A 19,296-nucleotide genomic window follows, 5' to 3' on the forward strand; every position below is an offset into this window, starting at 1 on the left:
TGTGATGTCGCCACTCATTCAACTGCTGGCCAGCGCCGTGGCGCTGATGATGGCCATGGGCATTGGCCGTTTCGCCCTGACCCCGCAGCTGCCGCAACTGATCGCCGAGGGTCAGTTCGACCTGACGGCGGCCGGGCTGGTGGCGGCGGCCAATTACCTGGGCTACTTCCTCGGCGCGCTCGATGCGATGTTCGCCCGCTCGCCTGGCCAGGTGCGCCTGCGCCTGCAGGGCGGGCTGTGGCTGTGCGTGGTACTGACCCTGGCCTCCTGGGCTGCCGACGGCTTCTGGGGCCACTTGCTGCTGCGCTTCGGTACTGGCGTGGCCAGCGCCTGGGTGCTGGTGATGATCACCAGCCTCAGCCAGCAACTGGCCAATGCCCATAACCGCCAGCGCCTGGGTGCGCTGGTATTCGCCGGGCCCGGCCTGGGCATCGCGCTGACCGGCTTGCTGGCGCTGCTGGCACATCGGCTGGGGCTGGGCTCGGCAGCGCTGTGGCTGATCTATGCCGTGGCGGCGCTGCTGATGCTGCTGGCGATCAGGCCCTGGCTACCCCAGGCACTGCAGGCAGCGCCCGCAGCGTCTGCGCACCAAGGCCCGTCGCGCCATGCCGGCATCGGCCGCCTGGGGCTGGTGTATGCGCTGTATGGCGTGGGTTACATCCTGCCGGCCACCTTCCTGTCGCAGATGGCCAGTCAGCAGTTTCACGGGCAGTGGCTGGCCGACCTGTTCTGGCCGGCGTTCGGCCTGGCGGCGGCACTCGGCGTGCTGCTGGTGAGCCTGCGCCGCGGCGGGCGCACCTCGACCTGGCTGACCGCCACCCTGTGGTTGCAAGGGTTGGGTGTGCTGGCCTGCCTGATCGGCGGGGGTGTCGGGCTGGCCTTGGGCGTGGTGTTGTGTGGCGCGCCATTCCTGGCTTGCATGCAGCTGGTGATGCAACGTTCGCGAGAGCTGGCGCCGCACGCGACGCAGCGCAATGCCGGGTTGCTGACGGCGTGCTTCGCCCTGGGGCAGTTGAGCGGGCCACTGCTGGCGGCGCTGAGCAGCCATTACAGCGGCGGGCTGCAACCCGCGCTGATGCTGGCAGCGGGAGGGCTGGTGGTGGCCGGTGGGCTGGTGCAACTGGCGGGTGACGCACAGCAGGACAATGCCTGCCAGGCCAGGATCACCTCCTGAATAACGTGTTACCGGTACTGGCCTGTACGCGGCTTCACCCGCGAACAGGCCGGCAACGGCGACCAATCACCCGACAAGCCGCCGCAGTTGCTGTTTCACCCACGGCTCGGCACTCACCAGCACCACGCCCAGCAGCACCATCAACGCGCCGATCACGAAGTTCATGCTCAACGGCTCGTCCAGCAGCAACACGCCAAAGGTCACCCCGAACAGCGGAGTAATGAACGAAAATACCGCCAGGTTCGACGCCAGGTATTTGCGCAGCAACCAGAACCATGTCAGGTAACTGATGAACGACACCACGATGCCCTGGAACAGCACGCTACCGATTGCCAGCGGGGTCAACACCACCGCACCGATCTGCCCGCTGAGCAAGGCAATCAGCAGCAGCCCGGCAAAGCCCACCGCCAGTTGGTAGAACAGGGTCAGGGTGGCGGGCGCTTCCGACAGCCGCGAGCAGCGCACCACCACGGTGGTCGCCCCCCAGGCCAGGCCGGCAATCACGCCAAAGGCATCCCCCAGCAGGGTACGGCCATCCATCTGCTCGAACGACATGCCGCCGGCGAATGCCGTGGCGATGCCGCCGAAGGCCAGCAGAATACCCAGCCATTGCAGCAGCCGCAGGCGCTCGCTGGGCAGGCGGAAATGCAGGCCCAGCGCGGTGAACACTGGCGCGGTATAGAGAAACACCGACATGTGCGCCGCCGAGGTCAGCTTCAGCCCCTCGGCAATGAACAGAAACTCCAGGCCGAACAAGCCCCCTGCCAACGCCCCGGCCCGCCAGGTGCTGCCGAGTTGGCCCCAGCCACCACGCCAGCACAGCATCAGCCCTACCAGCACGGCGGCAATGCCGTTGCGCAGCGCCGCCTGCATCACCGGTGCGATATCGACAGCGGCGGTCTTGATCAGCACCTGCTGGCAGCCCCAGATCAGGCACAGCCCCAGCATCACCTGCAAGGCAAACGCGTCGGGGTTCTTGCGGACCGCGCTCATCGGCGGGCCTTCGGGGTAATCATGGGCATGGGCAAGGGCTCGGCAGTGTTCGTAAGCTACCGATTATCGGGTTTCCAGGGCTGCCCTTGCCAGCCTCAAAACGACCTCAGGCAATCTGCGCCTTCGCCGACACCTGTTCGAAGGTGGTTTCGTCCAGCGCATCCTCCTGCTCGTCGAGCACCTGGCGCGGGTGCTCGAAGCCGGGGATGCTGCTGTCGATCAGGCTCATCAGCCGCGAACCGCGTTCGGTCAGCACGAAATTCTCACCGTTGCCGCCATCCTCTTCGGGGCGGCTTTCGATGTAGCCACGTTCGAACAGCAGCTTTTCGTATTCGCAGGCACGGGTTTTCAGGTGGTCCAGGTCGCCCACCGGCTCACCCTTGGCGGCCAGTGCCGCAGCGTGCTGCTCGGCATAAGGGCGTGGCGTGAAGCTGTGACCGGCGCCGTTCTGCACTTCGTGCAGCAAGCGTTCGATCAGGTCCCAGTCGTAGGCGATGCTCATGGTTATGGGCTCCTGCTGTGGACGGAAGGGGTACACAGGGTGGGACCTGTCGTGACTGCCCAGCGTTCCGAAAGATCTCAGCGTTGGCGCTGCTGCGCCTGCATGTACTGGCGCAACAACTGATTGATCCGAGTCTGGTAGCCGCTACCCTGCCCCTTGAACCAGGCGAGGACATCGGAATCCAGGCGAATGGTCACTGCCTGCTTGGCTGGCACTCGCAATTCAGCCTCGCGGAAGAAATTTTCATCCAGTTCGGGAATATCCGAGGTATCAATAGCTCGGTCGTCCTGTCCGGCCAGGCGACTCCAATCAGTTTTCGATGCTTTGGTCATAATGTTTGGCCTCCCATCTGGTGGCTTTGCGTGCAGAGATGATTCGAATGACATCACCCCGCCTCTCCGTGTACACGACCACGCCTATCAAACACTTCAGCCAGCCCAGGCAGACCCAGCGCTCTTCATCATGGTCCGGGTTGTCATCGCGACGAATCAGCATTGGATGATTGAACATATCCGGTACATCGCTGAAATCGAAGCCATGCTTGCGAATATTGATCTGGTTCTTCGCCTCGTCCCATTCAAAGAACATGGGACACCCTGTATTTACATATGTACATACGATACCTCCTGACTCAAGCCGAGGCTAGGGGGCAATCGATCGCTCTTCAATAGCTTCAGAACGCTTTGGGAAAAGGACTACGGCATGAAGCGGACCCAACCTGATCGACCAGACCAAGGCTCAATCGGCCCTGGTATGGCCATCGGTCGAAGCCGCTGAACTAACGGCCAGGCACACACCTCCACCGGGCATCACCACCGCCAGAGGTATAAAGGATGAAACCGCTGCTGCCCATTGCCTGCGCCACGGCCCTGGTCTGCGCCCTGCCCGTCTGGGCCTGCACGCCGGAGGAAGCGACGCAGAAACGTGAAGAGCTGGCCGGGTTGGTTACCCAGCTGACCGAGCAGAACCCGCAGAAGGCCAAGGAGATCAATGACGAGTTGCAAGGGATGGCGCTGGGGACGGCGAGCAAGGACTTGCCCGACAAGTGCCAGCTGATCGACAAGCGGATCAAGGAGTTGAAAGCGGCAGAGAAGAAGGCTGACTGACCGCTTGCCGCCGGCGTGCGCCCTGTAGGAGCGGCCTTGCGCCGCGAAAGGGCCGCAAAGCGGCCCCTGGATGGATGCGTCAGTGTGAAAATCTCGGGGCTGCTTCGCAGCCCTTTCGCGGCACAAGGCCGCTCCTACAAAGAACGCATCAGCCTGTGAGGGGCGCCGATTACTCCGCCGCCGCCTTGCGCTTCTTCAACGGCGCCAGGCCATCGGCGCTGGCCAGCGGCGCATTGGCCTTCGGCTTGGCGCTTGGCTTGCGCTTGGCCGCGGCCTTCTTGTCACCCGACTTCTTCTCGACCTTTTTCTTCTTGCTACCGGCCGCCTTGCCCGAGGCCTTGACCTTCTTCGGCCCGTTGTAGGTGCCCTTCACTTCCTTGATCACGCGGCGCTCGAACTGCTGCTTGAGGTAGCGTTCGATGCTCGACATCAGGTTCCAGTCGTTGTGGGTGATCAGCGAGATCGCCAGGCCTTCCCCCCCGGCACGGCCAGTACGGCCCACGCGGTGCACATACTCGTCACCGCTGCGCGGCATGTCGAAGTTGATCACCAGGTCCAGGCCGTCGATGTCCAGGCCACGGGCGGCCACGTCGGTGGCCACCAGCACCTTGGAACTGCCCTGCTTGAAGCGGTCCAGGGCCAGCTTGCGGTCCTTCTGGTCTTTTTCGCCGTGCAGCACGAAGGCCTTCACGTCCTTGGCCACCAGGTGACCGTAGATGCGGTCGGCCAGGGCACGGGTGTTGGTGAAGATGATCGCCTTGTCGAACGTCTCGTTGGCCAGCAGCCACTGCACGATCTGCTCTTTGTGCTGGTCGTGGTCGGCGGTGATGATCTGCTGGCGGGTGCCTTCGGCCAGCTGCGAGACGCTGTTGAGCATCAGGTGTTCCGGGTCTTTCAGCACCTTGCCGATGATGTCGCGCAGCGCCGCACCGCCGGTGGTGGCCGAGAACAGCAGGGTTTGCTGGCGGTTCTCGCACTCCTTGCACAGGCGCTCCATGTCTTCGGCGAAGCCCATGTCGAGCATGCGGTCGGCTTCGTCGAGGATCAGCACCTGCACATGGGACAGGTCGAGGTTGCCGGCATTCAGCTGCTCGAGCAGGCGGCCGGGGGTGCCGATCAGCACGTCCGGCACCTTGCGCAGCATGGCGGCCTGTTCCTTGAAGTCTTCGCCACCGGTGACCAGGCCGGCCTTGATGTAGGTGAACTGCGCGAACAGCTGCACCTGCTTGAGGGTTTGCTGGGCCAGTTCACGGGTCGGCAGCAGGATCAGCGCGCGGATCTCCACACGACGCTCGCGCAGGTCGACCAGGCGGTTGAGCAGTGGCAGCACGAAGGCGGCAGTCTTGCCGCTGCCGGTCTGTGCGGTCACGCGCAGGTCACGCCCTTGCAGGGCCAGGGGGATGGCCGCCGCCTGCACCGGGGTTGGCTCGACAAAGTTAAGCTCGGCCACGGCTTTAAGCAGGCGTTCGTGCAGGGCGAATTGGGAGAACACGGAGGTAACCTCAGGCAAGTGCGGGAAATTCAGTTGCATAGGGTAACGTTTTCTGCCGCCTTAGCCGAATTTCTTTTGGCAACTTCATTGCCATCCGCGCTCTAATGGCGCTTCGTTTGGCAACAAGACTGTACGCAAGCCCATGGATATCCAACGAATCTGGCGTGACTCCCTCGACCTGTGGGGCACCCTCGACCGCCATCCGATGCTGCACGCGGCCATTGGCCTGGCGGTGCTGCTGCTGATCTCCCTGGTCATCGGCCGCCTGGCGCGCTTCCTGGTGCTGCATGGCGCCCGCCTGCTGGCCCGCCAGCCGGCGCTGAGGTGGCTGGACGACTTGCGCAACAACAAGGTTTTGCACCGCCTGGCCCAGACCACGCCGTCGCTGGTGCTGCAGTTTGGCCTGAAACTGGTGCCGGAGCTGTCCGATACCGCCCAGCACTTCCTCGGCAACGTGGCCCTGGCCTTTACCCTGCTGTTCCTGACCCTGGCGCTGTCGTGCCTGCTGGATGCCCTGCTCGACATCTACGCCCGCACCGAACACGCCCGCACCCGCTCGATCAAAGGCTACGTGCAACTGGCCAAGATGATGCTGTGGATCTTCGCCGCCATCGTCATCGTCGCCACCCTGATCGACCGCTCGCCGCTGTTGCTGCTGTCGGGCCTGGGTGCGATGTCGGCGGTGCTGCTGTTGGTGTACAAGGACACCCTGCTGTCGTTCGTCGCCAGCGTGCAGCTGACCAGCAACGACATGCTGCACGTGGGTGACTGGATCGAAATGCCGCAGGTCGGTGCCGATGGCGACGTGGTCGACATTACCCTGCACACGGTGAAGGTGCAGAACTTCGACAAGACCATCGTCTCGATCCCCACCTGGCGCCTGATGAGCGAGTCGTTCCGCAACTACCGCGGCATGCAGCAGTCCGGTGGCCGGCGCATCAAGCGCAGCCTGTTCATCGATGCCGCCGGGGTACGCTTTCTCACCCGCGAGGAGGAACACCGGCTGAGCCAGGTACAGCTGCTGGCCGACTACCTGGCCGCCAAGCGCCAGGAGCTGCAGCGCTGGAACGAGGCCATGGGGCCGGTGGCCGAGCTGTCAGCCAACCGCCGCAAGCTCACCAACATCGGCACCTTCCGCGCCTTTGCCCTGGCCTACCTGAAGAACCACCCCAACGTGCACCCGAACATGACCTGCATGGTGCGGCAGATGCAGACCACCGCCGAGGGTGTGCCGCTGGAAATCTACTGCTTTACCACGACCACGGTGTGGGCGGATTACGAGCGGATTCAGGGGGATATCTTCGATTACTTGCTGGCGGTGCTGCCGGAGTTTGGGCTGAGCTTGTATCAGCAGCCGAGTGGCAATGATATGCGGGTGGGGCTGGCGGGGCGTGCGGCGTCAGAACCGACGCCGCGCCGCCTTGAAGAAATGAACGAGGTTTGAGAGTAACGGGGCTGCTTTGCAGCCCCTGCCCTTCTCAAGGCCGCTCAGAGTGAAGCGGCTGGACTGCGGTTATCAGCGTTTTTCATCATGCCCAGTTCGGCATCATCGAGCAGGGCCTTGGCCAAGGCGCAGAGGTAGTGCGAGGCCCAGAGTAGCTGGGGTTTGTCTTCCATCAGTCCATCGATGGACAAGTCGCGGGCATAGCCCATCAGTTCAGAAGCCTGTTCGCGGGCGTTCTGGCAAGGGATTCCGGGCTCGATGCGAAACAGAGGATGGGTCTGGTTTTCGCCTTGGTAGAAGGTGGTTTTGCCCACGGTGACTGGGGATACTTCAATGGCCATTGGTTCTTCTCCCTGAAATTGCAGATGCCTGGGCTGGCGCTGACGCCGGCAAGCCGGACTCCCACCAGGCGCAGCCCCAGGCGAATCATGATGCGATTAATGCAACGTCTGCGGGTCTGCTGGCCTTTGGACTTGAGCCAGCGCTGATTCGAGCAACCTGCGGAGGGCTTCCAGTTCGTGCATCGACGTCATGATCAACACCGAGACGGGTGATTTCGGTTGCATCAATACGGCTTGCTGAGCGACGGCTTCGGCGCATAGCGCGTAATCGGCGGCCATCAGCAGCGTATCTTCCAGGGAATGGAGGTTGCAGGGTGGGTCGGGGACTATCTTCAGCATGGTGTAACCCTCAATTTGTGATTGGGACTACCGCCATTTGCTGTCAAACAAAGGGTGGCAGCTGTGCACGGGTTGACAGACCGGTCAAATTGAGAAACCCGGCGCACCCGAAGGCGCCCCACGCACAGCCGCCATTGAAGGCAAAGCTGAGGATTGTAATTTGAGTCGGCCTGTCAAAGCCGGTCGTTGGATTGCAACGACTAGCCGAGACTAGTGGCCAACTGGAAACACCACAATGGGGGGGCAGTATCTTTGGGAAATGCCCTACAAGGAAGGGGCGAAATCTGATTTTTTAGCCGTTAGCGGTAACAATATGTAACACCAATCTGAGCTAGTGGATTAACTGCGTTGGCCTGGGTACATCAATTTGTTAATGTGGTAATTGAATCGTCCCTGGTTTCCTAGACACTCTCCAAGCTCAGAAAATAGCGTTTCTCATATTCTGCTGGAGACAGCTGCATAGCGCTGCTGTGTCGACGTTTTGGGTTATAGAACATCTCGATGTAATCGAAAATATCACTTCGGGCTTCGTCACGCGTTGCGTAGATCTTTCGTCGGATTCGCTCCCGCTTCAAAAGCTGGAAAAAGCTCTCGGCTACGGCATTGTCGTGGCAGTTTCCTCGCCGACTCATACTGCTAATGACGTTGTTGGCCTTCAAGAAGCTTTGCCAATCTGAGCTACTGAATTGACTGCCTTGGTCTGAATGAATCATCACTTGTTGCTGTGGCTTGCGTCGCCACACGGCCATCAGCATCGCGTCGATAGCAAGGTCGCTGCACATCCTTTGCTTCATTGACCAACCAATTACCTGGCGTGAGAAGAGATCCAGCACTACCGCCAGATAAAGCCATCCCTCATAGGTGCGAATGTAAGTGATATCTGTCACCCAGACCTTGTTCGGCTCGCTGACCTTGAACTGCCGGGCAAGGTGGTTGGGCGAGGCCGCGGTTGGTTTTCCGCTATAAAACCCAGGTCGACGGCGATAGCCTGTTTACGAACGCAACCCCTCTGCCTGCATCAAACGACCGACTCGATTTGGCCCGCATGTCTCTCCCAGCTCAGGTAGGTCATCATGAATTTTGCGGTAGCCGTACACGCCTCCGCTTTCGAGCCAAGCATGTTTGATCAAGCCAAGCAGACGATGATCTTCTTTTGCTCGGGCAGATTGAGGCTCGGCCAACCAGGCGTAGTAGCCGCTGGGATGCACCTTTAGGGTTTGGCAAAGACGCCGCACCGAGTAATCCGTCGAGTGTTTCTTGATGAAGGCGTACTTCAGCCGCACTCCTTGGCAAAGTACGCGGCGGCCTTCTTTAAGATGTCTCGCTCTTCCGTCACGCGCTTGAGTTCAGCGCGCAGCTTGCGCAGTTCGGCTTGCTGGTCATCGTCTTGCTGACGCTGCTCTTGGGGTTTGCTGTAGAGCTTGATCCAAGCGTAGAGGCTGTGAACGGACATGCCCAAGCGCTGGGCAACATCGGCGACAGGCTTGCCTTTCTCGGTCACTTGCTTGACCGCTTCGATCTTGAGTTCTTCAGGGTAACGCTGACGACTCATGGCACCTCCTAGTTGGGCCTCACTATGAGGCTAGGAGGTGTCTAGGAAACCAGGGGCGATTCACCCTTCTCCCGATATGCCCCAGCAGTACCAGGCTGCTGACAGCCTCGCCTGGAGCGACCGCTGAGGGCATCATGGGCACGCTCACCAAAAACGGTTGGCCTTCACCGTAGGCCCGCCCCAGTGGCATTATGCCCCCACATGAAAATTGGGTAGGTGGTTCGAATGCTGCAAAGGGAGTTTGTCATCAAATCCAGCAGGCCTGCAGTCCTAAAGCTGTTTCTTTTTTCGCCAGCGCTACTACTAATCGGGAGCCTGCTTTTCTACGTGCCCTGGAGCAGCCCGAATGCCCCAGCATGGGTTCAGGCGGTAGGATCGATTGCTGCAATCATTGCCGCATGGTTAATTCCTTACCAACTTGAACGGGCGCGCGCGCGGAAGCAAAAGGCAGAGCTGGTCGCATCTGTTGGGTGGTTAGCCCTGCGGGTAAAAAATTCCTTTGACCACATGGCCAGCGTAGTCAAACAATCAGATCCTGCTGCGCTGCGTAGATGGCTATTTTTGTCCTCTCCCCTCGATTGGTCGATACATCGAGACGCTGCTCGTGAATTCCCACTTACCGGTTTCACTCGCGACGAGATTTCTTGGCTCTTATCTCTCCGCTCTATAACTGAGTTTGGACTCACATGTTCTGAAACCCTTAGTGCATGGGATTTCGAGACAGACCCAAACTTAGCCGAAAACTTCCCACTCAACGACGGAATAAAATTTCATCACCCTCAAATCGAATGGGTTATAGAACAATTTTCTACCTAGGATCTGATTATGAAAAAAATTTGTCTCCTCCAAAATCTGTTAGTTCGTCGACAGGTTGGTGGAGCTGAGACTCTCTTCGCCCAAAGGGCAGCGTGGTGACAAGGAGCTCGTTGAGGACTAGCCAGCTTAGAGTGGCGCATCAGCACATGCCATGCTAGAAAGGCATCAGTTGAGCAGATGCTGAATGCCCAACGCACGCTGGAGGGGCTATGCCTTGAGTTAAACAGTCGGCGAAAATTGGAAATCTATATCGAAGAGCCTATGCAGACCTTTGAATTCCTCATCCCTAAACGACCTGTATCGCATCAAACCAAAAGCAGGACGAATCTTCAAGCATGGAAAACTTATGTACGAGAGGAGGCAGCCAAGCTATGGAACAGTGAGGCACCACCGGTGTCGTCACCCTCACTCCGCTTTACGATTGTATATCTATGCGACAACTCCCCAGCCGACATAGACAACATAATCAAGCCCATTCAGGACGCTCTCGTCGGACTTGTTTTTGAGGATGACTTCTTGGTATCTGATGTCGACAGCCATCGTCGCCCTCTGCAAGAGCCTATTGATGTAACCAATCTACCACCACTACTCCAAAGTGGTGTTATTGAGGGCAATGAATGTGTTTACGTTAGAGTTAGTGACGCACAGGATCTTAGGAGCTACTTATGAGCAACACTACCAAATTAGCACACGACAAGAAGGTAGCATCATTGGTTGATGACTACTTGCAGCAAGGCTTTACGGTAATGAAAGAACCCACTACCGACTCAATCCCTTTTGACCTGGGCGGGTATCAACCTGACCTAATAGTTACAAAGGGAGATACCAGACTAATAATCGAGGTCAAAACCAAAGCTTCTCGCGTCTCCGTTGATAAGTTTCAGTCCCTTGCTCAAGAAATTTCAAAACATGAGGGCTGGAGGTTTTTGCTTGTTACACTGGAGGATGCCGAGTCCTCAAAGACTCCTACTTCAATAAATGAGTTACCTACGTGGCCACAGCTTGAATCCAAGCTGCTGCAGGTTCAAACCCTCATCGCAGAAGGGCTCGTTGAACCTGCAACCTTATACCTCTGGAGCATATTTGAGGCCGCCCTTAGAAAAAGGGCAATTGCCCAAAGCATTCCCATCGAGAGACTTCCGGCTCCCACACTTATAAAACACATGTATTCGCAAGGAGAAATATCTGTCAATGATGTAGATACTTTTCTAGAATTCATGAGCAGCCGGAACCGTTTGGCTCACGGCGCCAATGAAGCAATAGATCCGCATCAGATCTCTTCAACCCTAAAACTTGTCAGTCTTTATCTGTCAGAATGGAGCATTCAGAATCCTGACTAAATTCGCAACCATGTGAAGTTGCGAATATTCCTTCACCGCACTCACTAACCTGACCGTGCGTTCGGCAGCTTTAGTTTCCTTGTTGGCGCCCTACGACCCTGCAGAGTTCCAGAGCTAGTGCTTTGTAGCATTGCCCGCTTCGGGTCGGGGGCAGTCAGCTCTCGCCCATACCTCACACGTCGTGACGCGTCCGGTGCCCTGCCGCATGCCGCCTGCTGGTGGTAGCATCCACCCAACGACATCAGCACGAACGATTGCGCATGCCTCGTACCCAGCAAAACCTCTCCAGCCTGCGAGACACCTTCAGCCAGATCCTCGGCAATCAGAAAGACCACTATACGGATTCACGAATCCCTGAATTGCTCTCCAGGCTGGGTCTGGATGATTGCACGGAGTACAACTCCAAGAGGCGGCACCTTGAGAAATCAGTAGAAGCTGCTGATGATACTCAAATGGTGGCTGCCGCCCAGAGAGCTCTAGAGCTACTTGGCTTCGAGGTTCATGAGCGAGACCAGCTTCAAGAGCTTGTGTGGGATGATGGCACAGCACCTGTGATCCCTGGTCGCTACCGTCGAGAGCTGGCAGAAAAGCTCAACACTCTCGACCTGTATTTGGACAGGACTTCGTTCGAACAGGTGCTCAGCGAGTTCTGGCGAATCGACACAATCTCGTTCGTGGACTTGCTCCGACCAACCCCAACGCTCCGCCAGGAAATTGTCCGTCACTACATCGAAAATCCCGATTGGGATGCGGTGACGCTCTTCGACAAGCTCGGTGCATTTCAATCATCGCACGCCCGGTTTGGCCGCTTCGTCGAAGCCCTGGCTTCGTCGCGGGTGTTGCCCAGCGAGCCCGCTCAGCGAAAATTTATCGGGATCGTCAACGATATCCTCAAAGCATGTGGAGTCCACATTGTCGTAGGAATGGGAGAGGATGCGTTCCTGACCGCCTGTTTGGCCTATGTGGGGTCGGGCAAGCAGTCATCCCCCAAGAACCTAATCTTCGCTTCCACAACGAAGCCCGACCTGCGCCTGGGCAATGCGCTGGACAATGATATCGAAATCGTCACCGGCATCGAGGACGTCCTGATTTATGACCGCCCTATCGGGAGTTCCGGACTTCTATGGCGCGAACTCCAGGCTTGGTACGCACAGACCTATGGCGTCGATGAAGACCAGGCCAAGAATCGCCTGTATCAACGACTGAAAGACTGCTTGCCAAGATCATCGCCCCCTCAAAGGCTCGCCTTTTCCAGCTTCTTCAAAGCCTTCACAACAGCGATTCCTGAGCTTCCGGTCTTGCTGCCCGAAGTCTGGTTTCACTGGGATCCGCAGACAGTGTCACGACGCAGCAAGGATTCACTGCTGAGGTCACGCATGGACTTCCTTCTGCTGCTTCCGGGCGGTGTGCGCGTTGTCATAGAGGTTGATGGCAAACACCATTATTCCGCCCCTGACGGACGCTCCAGCCCCCGCCTCTACGCCGAGATGATGGCCGCTGACAGGGCTCTGAGGCTGGTGGGATATGAGGTTTACCGGTTTGGGGCTTCCGAGCTCCTGGAGCCCAATGCCGAGGAGGTGCTAATTGGGTTCTATCGCTCGCTGTTTGAGCGGTACTCGTTGTACACGGCCCCATGACTCAGGGCTTGCCACACACGAGCGCGGGCGCGATTAGACGCTTGTCTGGACTGCTAGTCAGGCACAGGCATAAGTCATGATGGGAGGGGTGTAAACCAAAAAAATGACTTGTAAAGCATGGAGGTTTACAGTGCATTTTTTTGAGTTCACAGCTTGATCTTACTGGGCCCGATGGGTTGTCCTGTTTGACGGTGATGAATGACGTAAAGCGATGACGTGCGACCTGGCGCACATGGGCATCAACCGATACCGTTCGAACCGACCTGAGACTACGCTGTTGCAGGCCAAAGGATGAGAAAGCCGATCACCACGCCATGGGCGGGTGACCGACAACTCACACGATCGAATCAACCTCTTAGTGGGAAGAAACCATATCTCCCGATCTTTTTGCTTTTCGTGAAATGCTGATAATTCATATGAGGGATGAGCGCCATATCAGGCTCCTTGTTCTCAAATATAATGACTTGAGAATCTTTGAAGTTATCAGCGATATCCTGATAGAACGCATAAATCACGTCCGCTGCTACTTCCTCATCATCTTCCTCAGGCTCTGGATCCCCTTCCTTGTATGTGGTCAGTGGCGAATCAAGCACTACAAACCCAGGGTGGCGTCCAGAAAGCTTCAGCAAATTCATCAGCCCCAGAGCAAACGCCGAAGAAGCAATCGCTCGATACCCTTTACCGAAGTTGCCCCTCGCACTCCCACCAATGGTGATGTCTCGTTCATTGAAATCGAATTCTACAGGGGAACAATTCGGGAAGCTCCAGCGCTGCAAGATATTCTGAATCTCTTTGACCAGAGGCTTCGCAGACTCCTCGAAGCTTTCAGGCGTGTATTTGTTTTGCTCCTCCAGCAGCAAAACACCTAGCTTTTTCAACTCACCCCTGAGGTTGGCCTTATTCGCGATGTGCTTGGCTAGCGCCGAGTGATCTTGTTTGAGGCAAGAGGCCAACTCCTTCAGATCGCTCACTGCCTGCACAGAGTCTTGGATCTCCGAGGTGATCAGCCTCTCCAGTGCGGCAATGGACGTTTTGCTAGCCTCAGCAGTGCAGGTATTCCGTTCAATCGCTACCGTTAGGGATCCCTGGGCCTCACCGAGTTCATGGAGGTTCTTAGAAATTCGCTCCAGCTCGAAAGAAACGCCTTTCTTGATGTCATCAACATCGGTCGTACAAGACTCAGCGTCAAAATGATTGCCACAGGTTGGACAAAGCACTGCATCTGACTCATCGAGCAAGACTGCCGCCTGTTCAATGCCCTGCAGGCGCTGGCGGTCTGATTCGTATTTCTGACCGAGCATATCAAAACGCCCAAGGAGGGCCTTATCTTCAGCAATTTTCCCTTCAACTACCTCCAGCTCGGCGATATGGTTGGCTTTCTGAGTGAACAAGTCTTCACTCGAATGGAATGCGCCTTTCAGCTCATCTTCAGCCACCCCTAACCGAAGTGCGACTTGGGTAGTAAAATAATCAAGCTTCTGAAGCTCAAGATCCTCAGCAGTATCGTCCCCGGGATAGAATTTCTTGATGATCTCTTCGACAGCAGCAACCTTATGCCTCAACGCGCCCTTCGATGCCAGCTCCTTTTTAGCCTCTTTAACCCCAGCGTCGTCTTCCCCTGTAAGCAACAGTTTCAGGATGGATTTTTCTTTAGGGCCTTCGCCATTCTGGCCTGTGCCCAGAGGAGAGTAATCAGCTACAATTCGTGTTTCATCCATCAGAAAAACTTTTTCGAAATCGCGAAGCGAGAATGAGGCATTATTTAAAGAAACGGTACCTTTAAGCAAAAGCTTTCCATTCAGCCCTAACCTATCCAAAACCTGGTTAGAGATAGAGTTCATTTTCGTTGGATTGTGCTTAACCCCCAAAGTCTGAACCTTTCCCTCTTCATCATAAAAAGTAGGCTTGGAGCTTGGAGAAAGCACTCTCTCGATCGCAAAAGATGTCCCGTCATCATTAACGAACTTAACTTTGACCGAGGTATAGCCCCGCGACTCATCAATTATCTTCGGCGGCTTATTAGAACCCAAGGCAAATTTAATGCACTGAACAATGTATGACTTTCCAGTATTAGAGCCACCCTGAACAACGTTTGCGCCCTTCGTGAAAAAAACAGCTGCATCCGCCAGATCAGGCCCACTCACGACTACACTTTCAATATACATCAGACCACCCTGTCAACTTTATAAATTGCGCGACGCTGAACGGCTAGGTATTCCATATTACCTTTAATCCATACAATACGCCGCCTAAAAACCGCATGATATTCAGTGGTCAACTTGTCGGCAAACGAACTTCCTGCATCAGTGATTGAATATCGAACGCCCTGCTCATCTACCTGAGAAGTCATCAAGCCCTTAGCGATAAACAATTTAATCGCACCAGGAAATATCTCTCTCCTACGAACCAGTTCGGCAAGTCGATTCAGTAGGACTGGATGCAGACTTGGCTCACCCTGAAAGTCACTACTGTAAATTGACGCATAGTCGAGGAAGATAAGCTCATCCAAATCAAGCTTCCGAGCGAGGCCGGCAAGCAAGAGAATGATGCGCGCCCCAATTTCCACAGGGCTGTTGTACAATTCCTTTGAGTTCCTCATCTATTTCTTGATCCATTTAAATTTCAGGTCATTTACCAACTGATGGCACAGTCCCTTTCGATCGGAGGTCTGCAAGAAATGACGAAGTGGATGAGCGTCATAAGGGATTTTTACGCAATGAGTGCTCACTTCGAGAAACCGCTGATACCCATCATCAAACTTCTTACGCACAACACTGTGAACGCCTTCGTGGCACTCACCTTTGAGGCTTTCATAGCACCCTGTAGGAAACGCATCGCGTGAAAACATTTCTAGCGACTCAGCGCTGAAGAAGTTGATCCTTGCCCGCTCAAGGTCGTCTTTATATTCAGTGTCCATGATGCTATCAATCGAGTACTCTGCCCCATCAGCATCAGAGAATGCGTCCAAGAGTGCACCAATGTAGACCTTTTCGTTGTCACCAACCGCACCAGGCTCGGGCTTACGAACCTGCGGTCGCTTTAGATGATAAACCCCAAATCGTGTTGTGTGATAAGGTGTCTGTGCATGCTTCTCAATCAACTCTTGGGAAGACATTTCATCAACGAAAGAAAAATCGATACCATTAAGATAATCTAACAGAGCACCCTCAAGAGAAATAGACTCTGTCTTCGTGATCTTGTCCTTGCAGACCTTATCCCAGCGCTTGATGATCTCGACCTTGATGCGGGACGTCTTACCCAGCATATCAATGCAGTCAGAACTACAACCTTTCGGCGACACGAAGCGATACTCGCGTGGCAGGGTGTAGTCTTCTTTCCAGGTGTAATAAACCAGCTTACCCAATTCTGCCACTACGTTTGCAACGCTCAGCTTATCTTTGTAGTGTTTGCATTGGTAATTGTCCCATCCCGTCGCATGCCGGGCGATGACGTCGCGGCCCTTGTCTCCCGCACCAGCACAGCGGGTGACTGACTCATAGTCCTTACCTAGGTGAGAAACCAACTCCAGCGTAAAGACTTCCCAAGCATCCGGAGACATGATCTGCAGGCGATCCAGGGGATGAACTGGTTCTCCTTTTTCTACATCCAGTGCAGTAAGCTCAAATTCCGGAGGTGGAGGGAGCTTAATGGCGTTTTCACCAAAAGACATTTGCTACCCCTCTGCGACAAGGTGTTTTGCTTGCTGAGTTGTAAGTAGCGCACTTCATAATCCGAGGTCGCGCTCCACCTGAAGAGTCTGGATACGATCTGGCATTTCACCAATAACTTTACTTGGATTCTTCCGCAAGGCGCTCGTGAGCTTCTTCAGGAAACGCTGATTCATCTCCATGTTTCCCACCAGCTCGGCAATGATGATTTCAGAGTCAACGTCAGCGTCTTCAAGTCCAATGGCCAGCGCCGCTCGGGCTGCACCAATGGGTTTGTCCATCGCGTATTCGACTAGATCGGCAGGATGGAAAGCATATTCCTGCTTCTGCTCCTGCCCTTTTTCCTGTTCCTGCTTACTCATGCATGAGTACCTTAGTTGTTGAAATGCTGTTCGTCTGAGGATCAGTCTGGGATCTTGAGTTACCGGGCTTTCAGGCGGACGCTCGTCAAATCGCAGGCACGACGAAGACTCCCAAGTAACCGCCTCGGGATGTGATGGTTGTCTGTCTGCGGCTCTGTGACGTGTGGCTGATCCATGCCGAGCTCCTACCGCCCTCTTCCCTCTCTAGGCGAGGGTAATGAGGCATCCGGGTGTCCGTATGTAATGGCACAATACTATCGCTAGTACACCGTTTTGGGGAACCCGATAGTCAGGTTGTGGTTGCCGGGAGGGTCTTGTGGCGTTCTGCCAGGAAGGCTTATGAGGCTGCGGGTATTTTGGGGTGGCGGGCAGTCCATCCATTTGAGGAAAAATGGACAATGGACAAAAAATCTCAAGCTACTGATTTGTATGGGTTTGATATGTCCATTTAGAGCCTAAGCTCACGCGTACAGAATTTCGACAAGACCATCGTCTCCATCCCCACCTGGCGCCTGATGAGCGAGTCGTTCCGCAACTACCGTGGCATGCAGCAGTCCGGTGGCCGGCGCATCAAGCGCAGCCTGTTCATTGATGCCGCCGGGGTGCGCTTTCTCACCCGCGAAGAAGAACAGCGCCTGAGCCAGGTGCACCTGCTGGCCGACTACCTGGCCGGCAAGCGCCAGGAGCTGCAGCGCTGGAACGAGGCCATGGGGCCGGTGGCCGAGCTGTCGGCCAACCGCCGCAAGCTCACCAACATCGGCTCCTTCCGCGCGTTTGCCCTGGCCTACCTGAAGAACCACCCCAACGTGCACCCGAACATGACCTGCATGGTGCGGCAGATGCAGACCACCGCCGAGGGCGTGCCGCTGGAGATCTACTGCTTTACCACGACCACGGTGTGGGCGGATTACGAGCGGATCCAGGGGGATATCTTCGATTACTTGCTGGCGGTGCTGCCGGAGTTCGGGTTGAGCTTGTATCAGCAGCCGAGTGGCAATGATATGCGGGTGGGGCTGGCGGGGCGTGCGATGCCAGAGCCAATGCCGCGCCGCCTTGAAGAAATGAACGAGGTTTGAGAGTGCCGGGGCTGCTTTGCAGCCCCTTCCCTTCTCAAGGCCGCATCAGGGAAGCACATTCCTTGTTGCCAACAGCGGCTTGTTCTCACGGCCATGGACCATGCAATACAACGCCCCAGCCAGGATCAACCCCATCGCCCAGCTAATGTCCGCCCCCAGCCACTCAGCCACGAAGCCCGTGTAGAACGACAGCTTCATGAACGGGATGGTACCGATGATCGCCACCGCATACACCGCCAGGCTGCGACGATTGAAGCAGCCGTAACGCCCCTTGGCGTCATACAGCGCCCCCACATCATAGTCGCCACGGCACACCCAGTAGTAATCCACCAGGTTGATCGCGCTCCATGGGATCAGCAGGTACAACTGGCCAATCAGGATGTCGGCAAAGAACGTATCGAAATTGTACTGGGTGGCGATGGCGATCACCGTTGCCGCTGCGGTCAGGCCAGCCATTACCAAGGCCTTGGCCGTCGCGGTCACGCGCCGGATGGTCTTGAACGCGCCAAAGATCGTGACCGACGACATGTAGGCGCTGTACAGGCACAGGACGTTGTACTGGATCACCCCCAGCGCGATCACTGCCAGCGCCAACGGCGCCCACGGGCCAAACAGGGCGGCGATGGCTGTGGCCGGGTCATGGCCCAGGGCCGAGGGCAGTTCCACGGCCACCAGCGCGCCCAGTGCCATCATGGCGAAGGAGCCCAGCGCACAACCGCAGTAGGTGGCCCAGAACGTGGCGCGTGGGTTGACGTTGGCCGGGAGGTAGCGCGAGTAGTCGGCCACGTAGGGGCCATAGCCCAGCGTCCACGAGGCCGACTGGGCAACGATCAGGTTGAACGCAGTGAACGAAAAGCCGGTACTCACCGCCGTCGTGGTTGCCATGTCGCCAGGGTGCAGCAGGATCAGCACCAGGGCGCCGGCAAACACCAGCGTGGACAACAGGCTCATCCAGGCCCCCAGGCGGTGGATGAGTTCGTAGCCGACAAAGCCGATGACAAAGGTCAGTACCCCGACCACCACGATGGCCTGGTCGTCGCTCATCGGCACCAGGGCCTGCAGGGCATTGCGCATCAGCACGCCGCTGGCGGCGAGGAACAGGACGGCGGCGGTGACCATCACCAACAGCGGAAGCGCCGCGCCGTGGACGCCGAACTGGGCCCGGCTCTGGATCATCTGTGGCACGCCCAGGTGCGGGCCCTGGGCAGAGTGCGCGGCCATGAACACGGTGCCGATCAGGTTGCCGACCAACAGGCCGAGCAAGGTCCAGCCCAGGCTCAGCCCCGAGGCGACGCCCAGGGTGCCGACCATCAGGGCGGTGATCTGGAAGTTGGAGCTGAACCAGATGGTGAACAACCGTTTGGGCGTACCATAACGCTCAGCGTGTGGGACAAATTCGATACTTCGCGTTTCTAGCTTCACGCCTGTCTCCGGTTTTTATTTTTTTGATTATC

The 19,296-nt window shown here is 56.9% G+C and carries 18 protein-coding genes and 2 pseudogenes; 7 read left to right on the forward strand and 13 right to left on the reverse strand.

From position 1 onward, the window contains the following. The first annotated feature begins 4 nt into the window (after positions 1 to 4). Positions 5 to 1,174, forward strand: a complete 1,170-nt coding sequence (locus QSV36_RS07365) for an MFS transporter (RefSeq protein WP_289131007.1) — start codon at positions 5 to 7, stop codon at positions 1,172 to 1,174. Between the two features lie 66 nt (positions 1,175 to 1,240). Here QSV36_RS07365 and QSV36_RS07370 read toward each other — a convergent pair whose 3' ends face one another. The 4 genes from QSV36_RS07370 to QSV36_RS07385 all read right to left on the reverse strand — a co-directional run bounded on the left by QSV36_RS07370 (position 1,241) and on the right by QSV36_RS07385 (position 3,257). Beyond that, positions 1,241 to 2,167, reverse strand: a complete 927-nt coding sequence (locus QSV36_RS07370; protein ID WP_289131008.1) for a DMT family transporter — start codon at positions 2,165 to 2,167, stop codon at positions 1,241 to 1,243. Between the two features lie 106 nt (positions 2,168 to 2,273). Beyond that, complete coding sequence (locus tag QSV36_RS07375; protein WP_225778760.1) at positions 2,274 to 2,669, reverse strand: transcriptional regulator; 396 nt, start codon at positions 2,667 to 2,669, stop codon at positions 2,274 to 2,276. 77 nt (positions 2,670 to 2,746) lie between these two features. Next, positions 2,747 to 3,001, reverse strand: a complete 255-nt coding sequence (locus tag QSV36_RS07380; protein WP_170031305.1) for a BrnA antitoxin family protein — start codon at positions 2,999 to 3,001, stop codon at positions 2,747 to 2,749. Next, the gene (locus QSV36_RS07385; RefSeq protein ID WP_289131009.1) at positions 2,979 to 3,257 is read right to left on the reverse strand and encodes a BrnT family toxin; all 279 of its coding nucleotides are present in this window, start codon (positions 3,255 to 3,257) and stop codon (positions 2,979 to 2,981) included. Before QSV36_RS07385 ends, QSV36_RS07380 begins: the two co-directional genes overlap by 23 nt. A gap of 245 nt (positions 3,258 to 3,502) precedes the next feature. Between QSV36_RS07385 and QSV36_RS07390 the strand changes: the two genes are divergently transcribed. Further along, entirely contained in the window at positions 3,503 to 3,775 is a 273-nt protein-coding gene (locus QSV36_RS07390; RefSeq protein WP_289131010.1) for a hypothetical protein, read from the forward strand. 169 nt (positions 3,776 to 3,944) lie between these two features. Here QSV36_RS07390 and QSV36_RS07395 read toward each other — a convergent pair whose 3' ends face one another. After that, a complete protein-coding gene (locus QSV36_RS07395; RefSeq protein ID WP_289131011.1) occupies positions 3,945 to 5,306 on the reverse strand; it encodes a DEAD/DEAH box helicase in 1,362 nt (453 codons plus the stop codon). Between the two features lie 103 nt (positions 5,307 to 5,409). Here QSV36_RS07395 and QSV36_RS07400 point away from each other — a divergent pair, with 103 nt between their 5' ends. Continuing rightward, positions 5,410 to 6,711 carry a mechanosensitive ion channel family protein gene (locus QSV36_RS07400; RefSeq protein ID WP_289131012.1) on the forward strand — a complete coding sequence of 434 codons (1,302 nt, stop codon included), beginning with the start codon at positions 5,410 to 5,412 and terminating at the stop codon, positions 6,709 to 6,711. A gap of 44 nt (positions 6,712 to 6,755) precedes the next feature. On the opposite strand, the gene QSV36_RS07405 is transcribed toward QSV36_RS07400, so the two are convergent. From QSV36_RS07405 to QSV36_RS07415, 3 genes and pseudogenes are all read right to left on the reverse strand, one after another. Beyond that, positions 6,756 to 7,052, reverse strand: a complete 297-nt coding sequence (locus QSV36_RS07405; protein WP_289131013.1) for a DUF3077 domain-containing protein — start codon at positions 7,050 to 7,052, stop codon at positions 6,756 to 6,758. A 96-nt stretch (positions 7,053 to 7,148) separates the two neighbouring features. After that, positions 7,149 to 7,391 (reverse strand): hypothetical protein, encoded by a 243-nt coding sequence (locus QSV36_RS07410; RefSeq protein ID WP_225778766.1) that lies wholly within the window; start codon positions 7,389 to 7,391, stop codon positions 7,149 to 7,151. 401 nt (positions 7,392 to 7,792) lie between these two features. After that, positions 7,793 to 8,943, reverse strand: a pseudogene (locus QSV36_RS07415) (IS3 family transposase). A gap of 1,077 nt (positions 8,944 to 10,020) precedes the next feature. On the opposite strand from QSV36_RS07415, the gene QSV36_RS25880 reads away from it, so the two are divergent. The 3 genes from QSV36_RS25880 to QSV36_RS07425 all read left to right on the forward strand — a co-directional run bounded on the left by QSV36_RS25880 (position 10,021) and on the right by QSV36_RS07425 (position 12,736). Further along, positions 10,021 to 10,428 (forward strand): RusA family crossover junction endodeoxyribonuclease, encoded by a 408-nt coding sequence (locus tag QSV36_RS25880; RefSeq protein WP_353853222.1) that lies wholly within the window; start codon positions 10,021 to 10,023, stop codon positions 10,426 to 10,428. Then, entirely contained in the window at positions 10,425 to 11,099 is a 675-nt protein-coding gene (locus QSV36_RS07420) for a hypothetical protein (protein WP_289131014.1), read from the forward strand. The genes QSV36_RS25880 and QSV36_RS07420 overlap by 4 nt, the downstream gene beginning before the upstream one ends. Positions 11,100 to 11,359: 260 nt before the next feature. Then, positions 11,360 to 12,736, forward strand: a complete 1,377-nt coding sequence (locus QSV36_RS07425; RefSeq protein ID WP_289131015.1) for an AbiJ-related protein — start codon at positions 11,360 to 11,362, stop codon at positions 12,734 to 12,736. A 347-nt stretch (positions 12,737 to 13,083) separates the two neighbouring features. Here the strand turns inward: QSV36_RS07425 and QSV36_RS07430 are convergent, their stop codons facing one another. From QSV36_RS07430 to QSV36_RS07445, 4 genes are read right to left on the reverse strand one after another with little or no spacing between them, the layout of a single operon-like run. Beyond that, positions 13,084 to 14,901, reverse strand: a complete 1,818-nt coding sequence (locus QSV36_RS07430; protein WP_289131016.1) for an SMC family protein — start codon at positions 14,899 to 14,901, stop codon at positions 13,084 to 13,086. Next, positions 14,901 to 15,317: an ABC-three component system middle component 2 gene (locus QSV36_RS07435; RefSeq protein ID WP_289131017.1), complete on the reverse strand. Its 417-nt coding sequence runs from the start codon at positions 15,315 to 15,317 to the stop codon at positions 14,901 to 14,903. Before QSV36_RS07435 ends, QSV36_RS07430 begins: the two co-directional genes overlap by 1 nt. An 18-nt stretch (positions 15,318 to 15,335) precedes the next feature. Then, a complete protein-coding gene (locus QSV36_RS07440; RefSeq protein WP_289131018.1) occupies positions 15,336 to 16,406 on the reverse strand; it encodes an ABC-three component system protein in 1,071 nt (356 codons plus the stop codon). Between the two features lie 54 nt (positions 16,407 to 16,460). Continuing rightward, positions 16,461 to 16,766: a hypothetical protein gene (locus QSV36_RS07445; RefSeq protein WP_289131019.1), complete on the reverse strand. Its 306-nt coding sequence runs from the start codon at positions 16,764 to 16,766 to the stop codon at positions 16,461 to 16,463. Between the two features lie 464 nt (positions 16,767 to 17,230). Here QSV36_RS07445 and QSV36_RS07450 point away from each other — a divergent pair. Then, positions 17,231 to 17,842: pseudogene (locus QSV36_RS07450) on the forward strand (mechanosensitive ion channel family protein); the annotation flags it as partial. A gap of 45 nt (positions 17,843 to 17,887) precedes the next feature. On the opposite strand, the gene QSV36_RS07455 reads toward QSV36_RS07450, so the two are convergent. Next, entirely contained in the window at positions 17,888 to 19,264 is a 1,377-nt protein-coding gene (locus tag QSV36_RS07455; protein WP_289131020.1) for a purine-cytosine permease family protein, read from the reverse strand. Between the last annotated feature and the right edge of the window lie 32 nt (positions 19,265 to 19,296).

The organism is Pseudomonas sp. BCRC 81390 (assembly GCF_030341915.1).
Taxonomy (GTDB): Bacteria; Pseudomonadota; Gammaproteobacteria; order Pseudomonadales; family Pseudomonadaceae; genus Aquipseudomonas.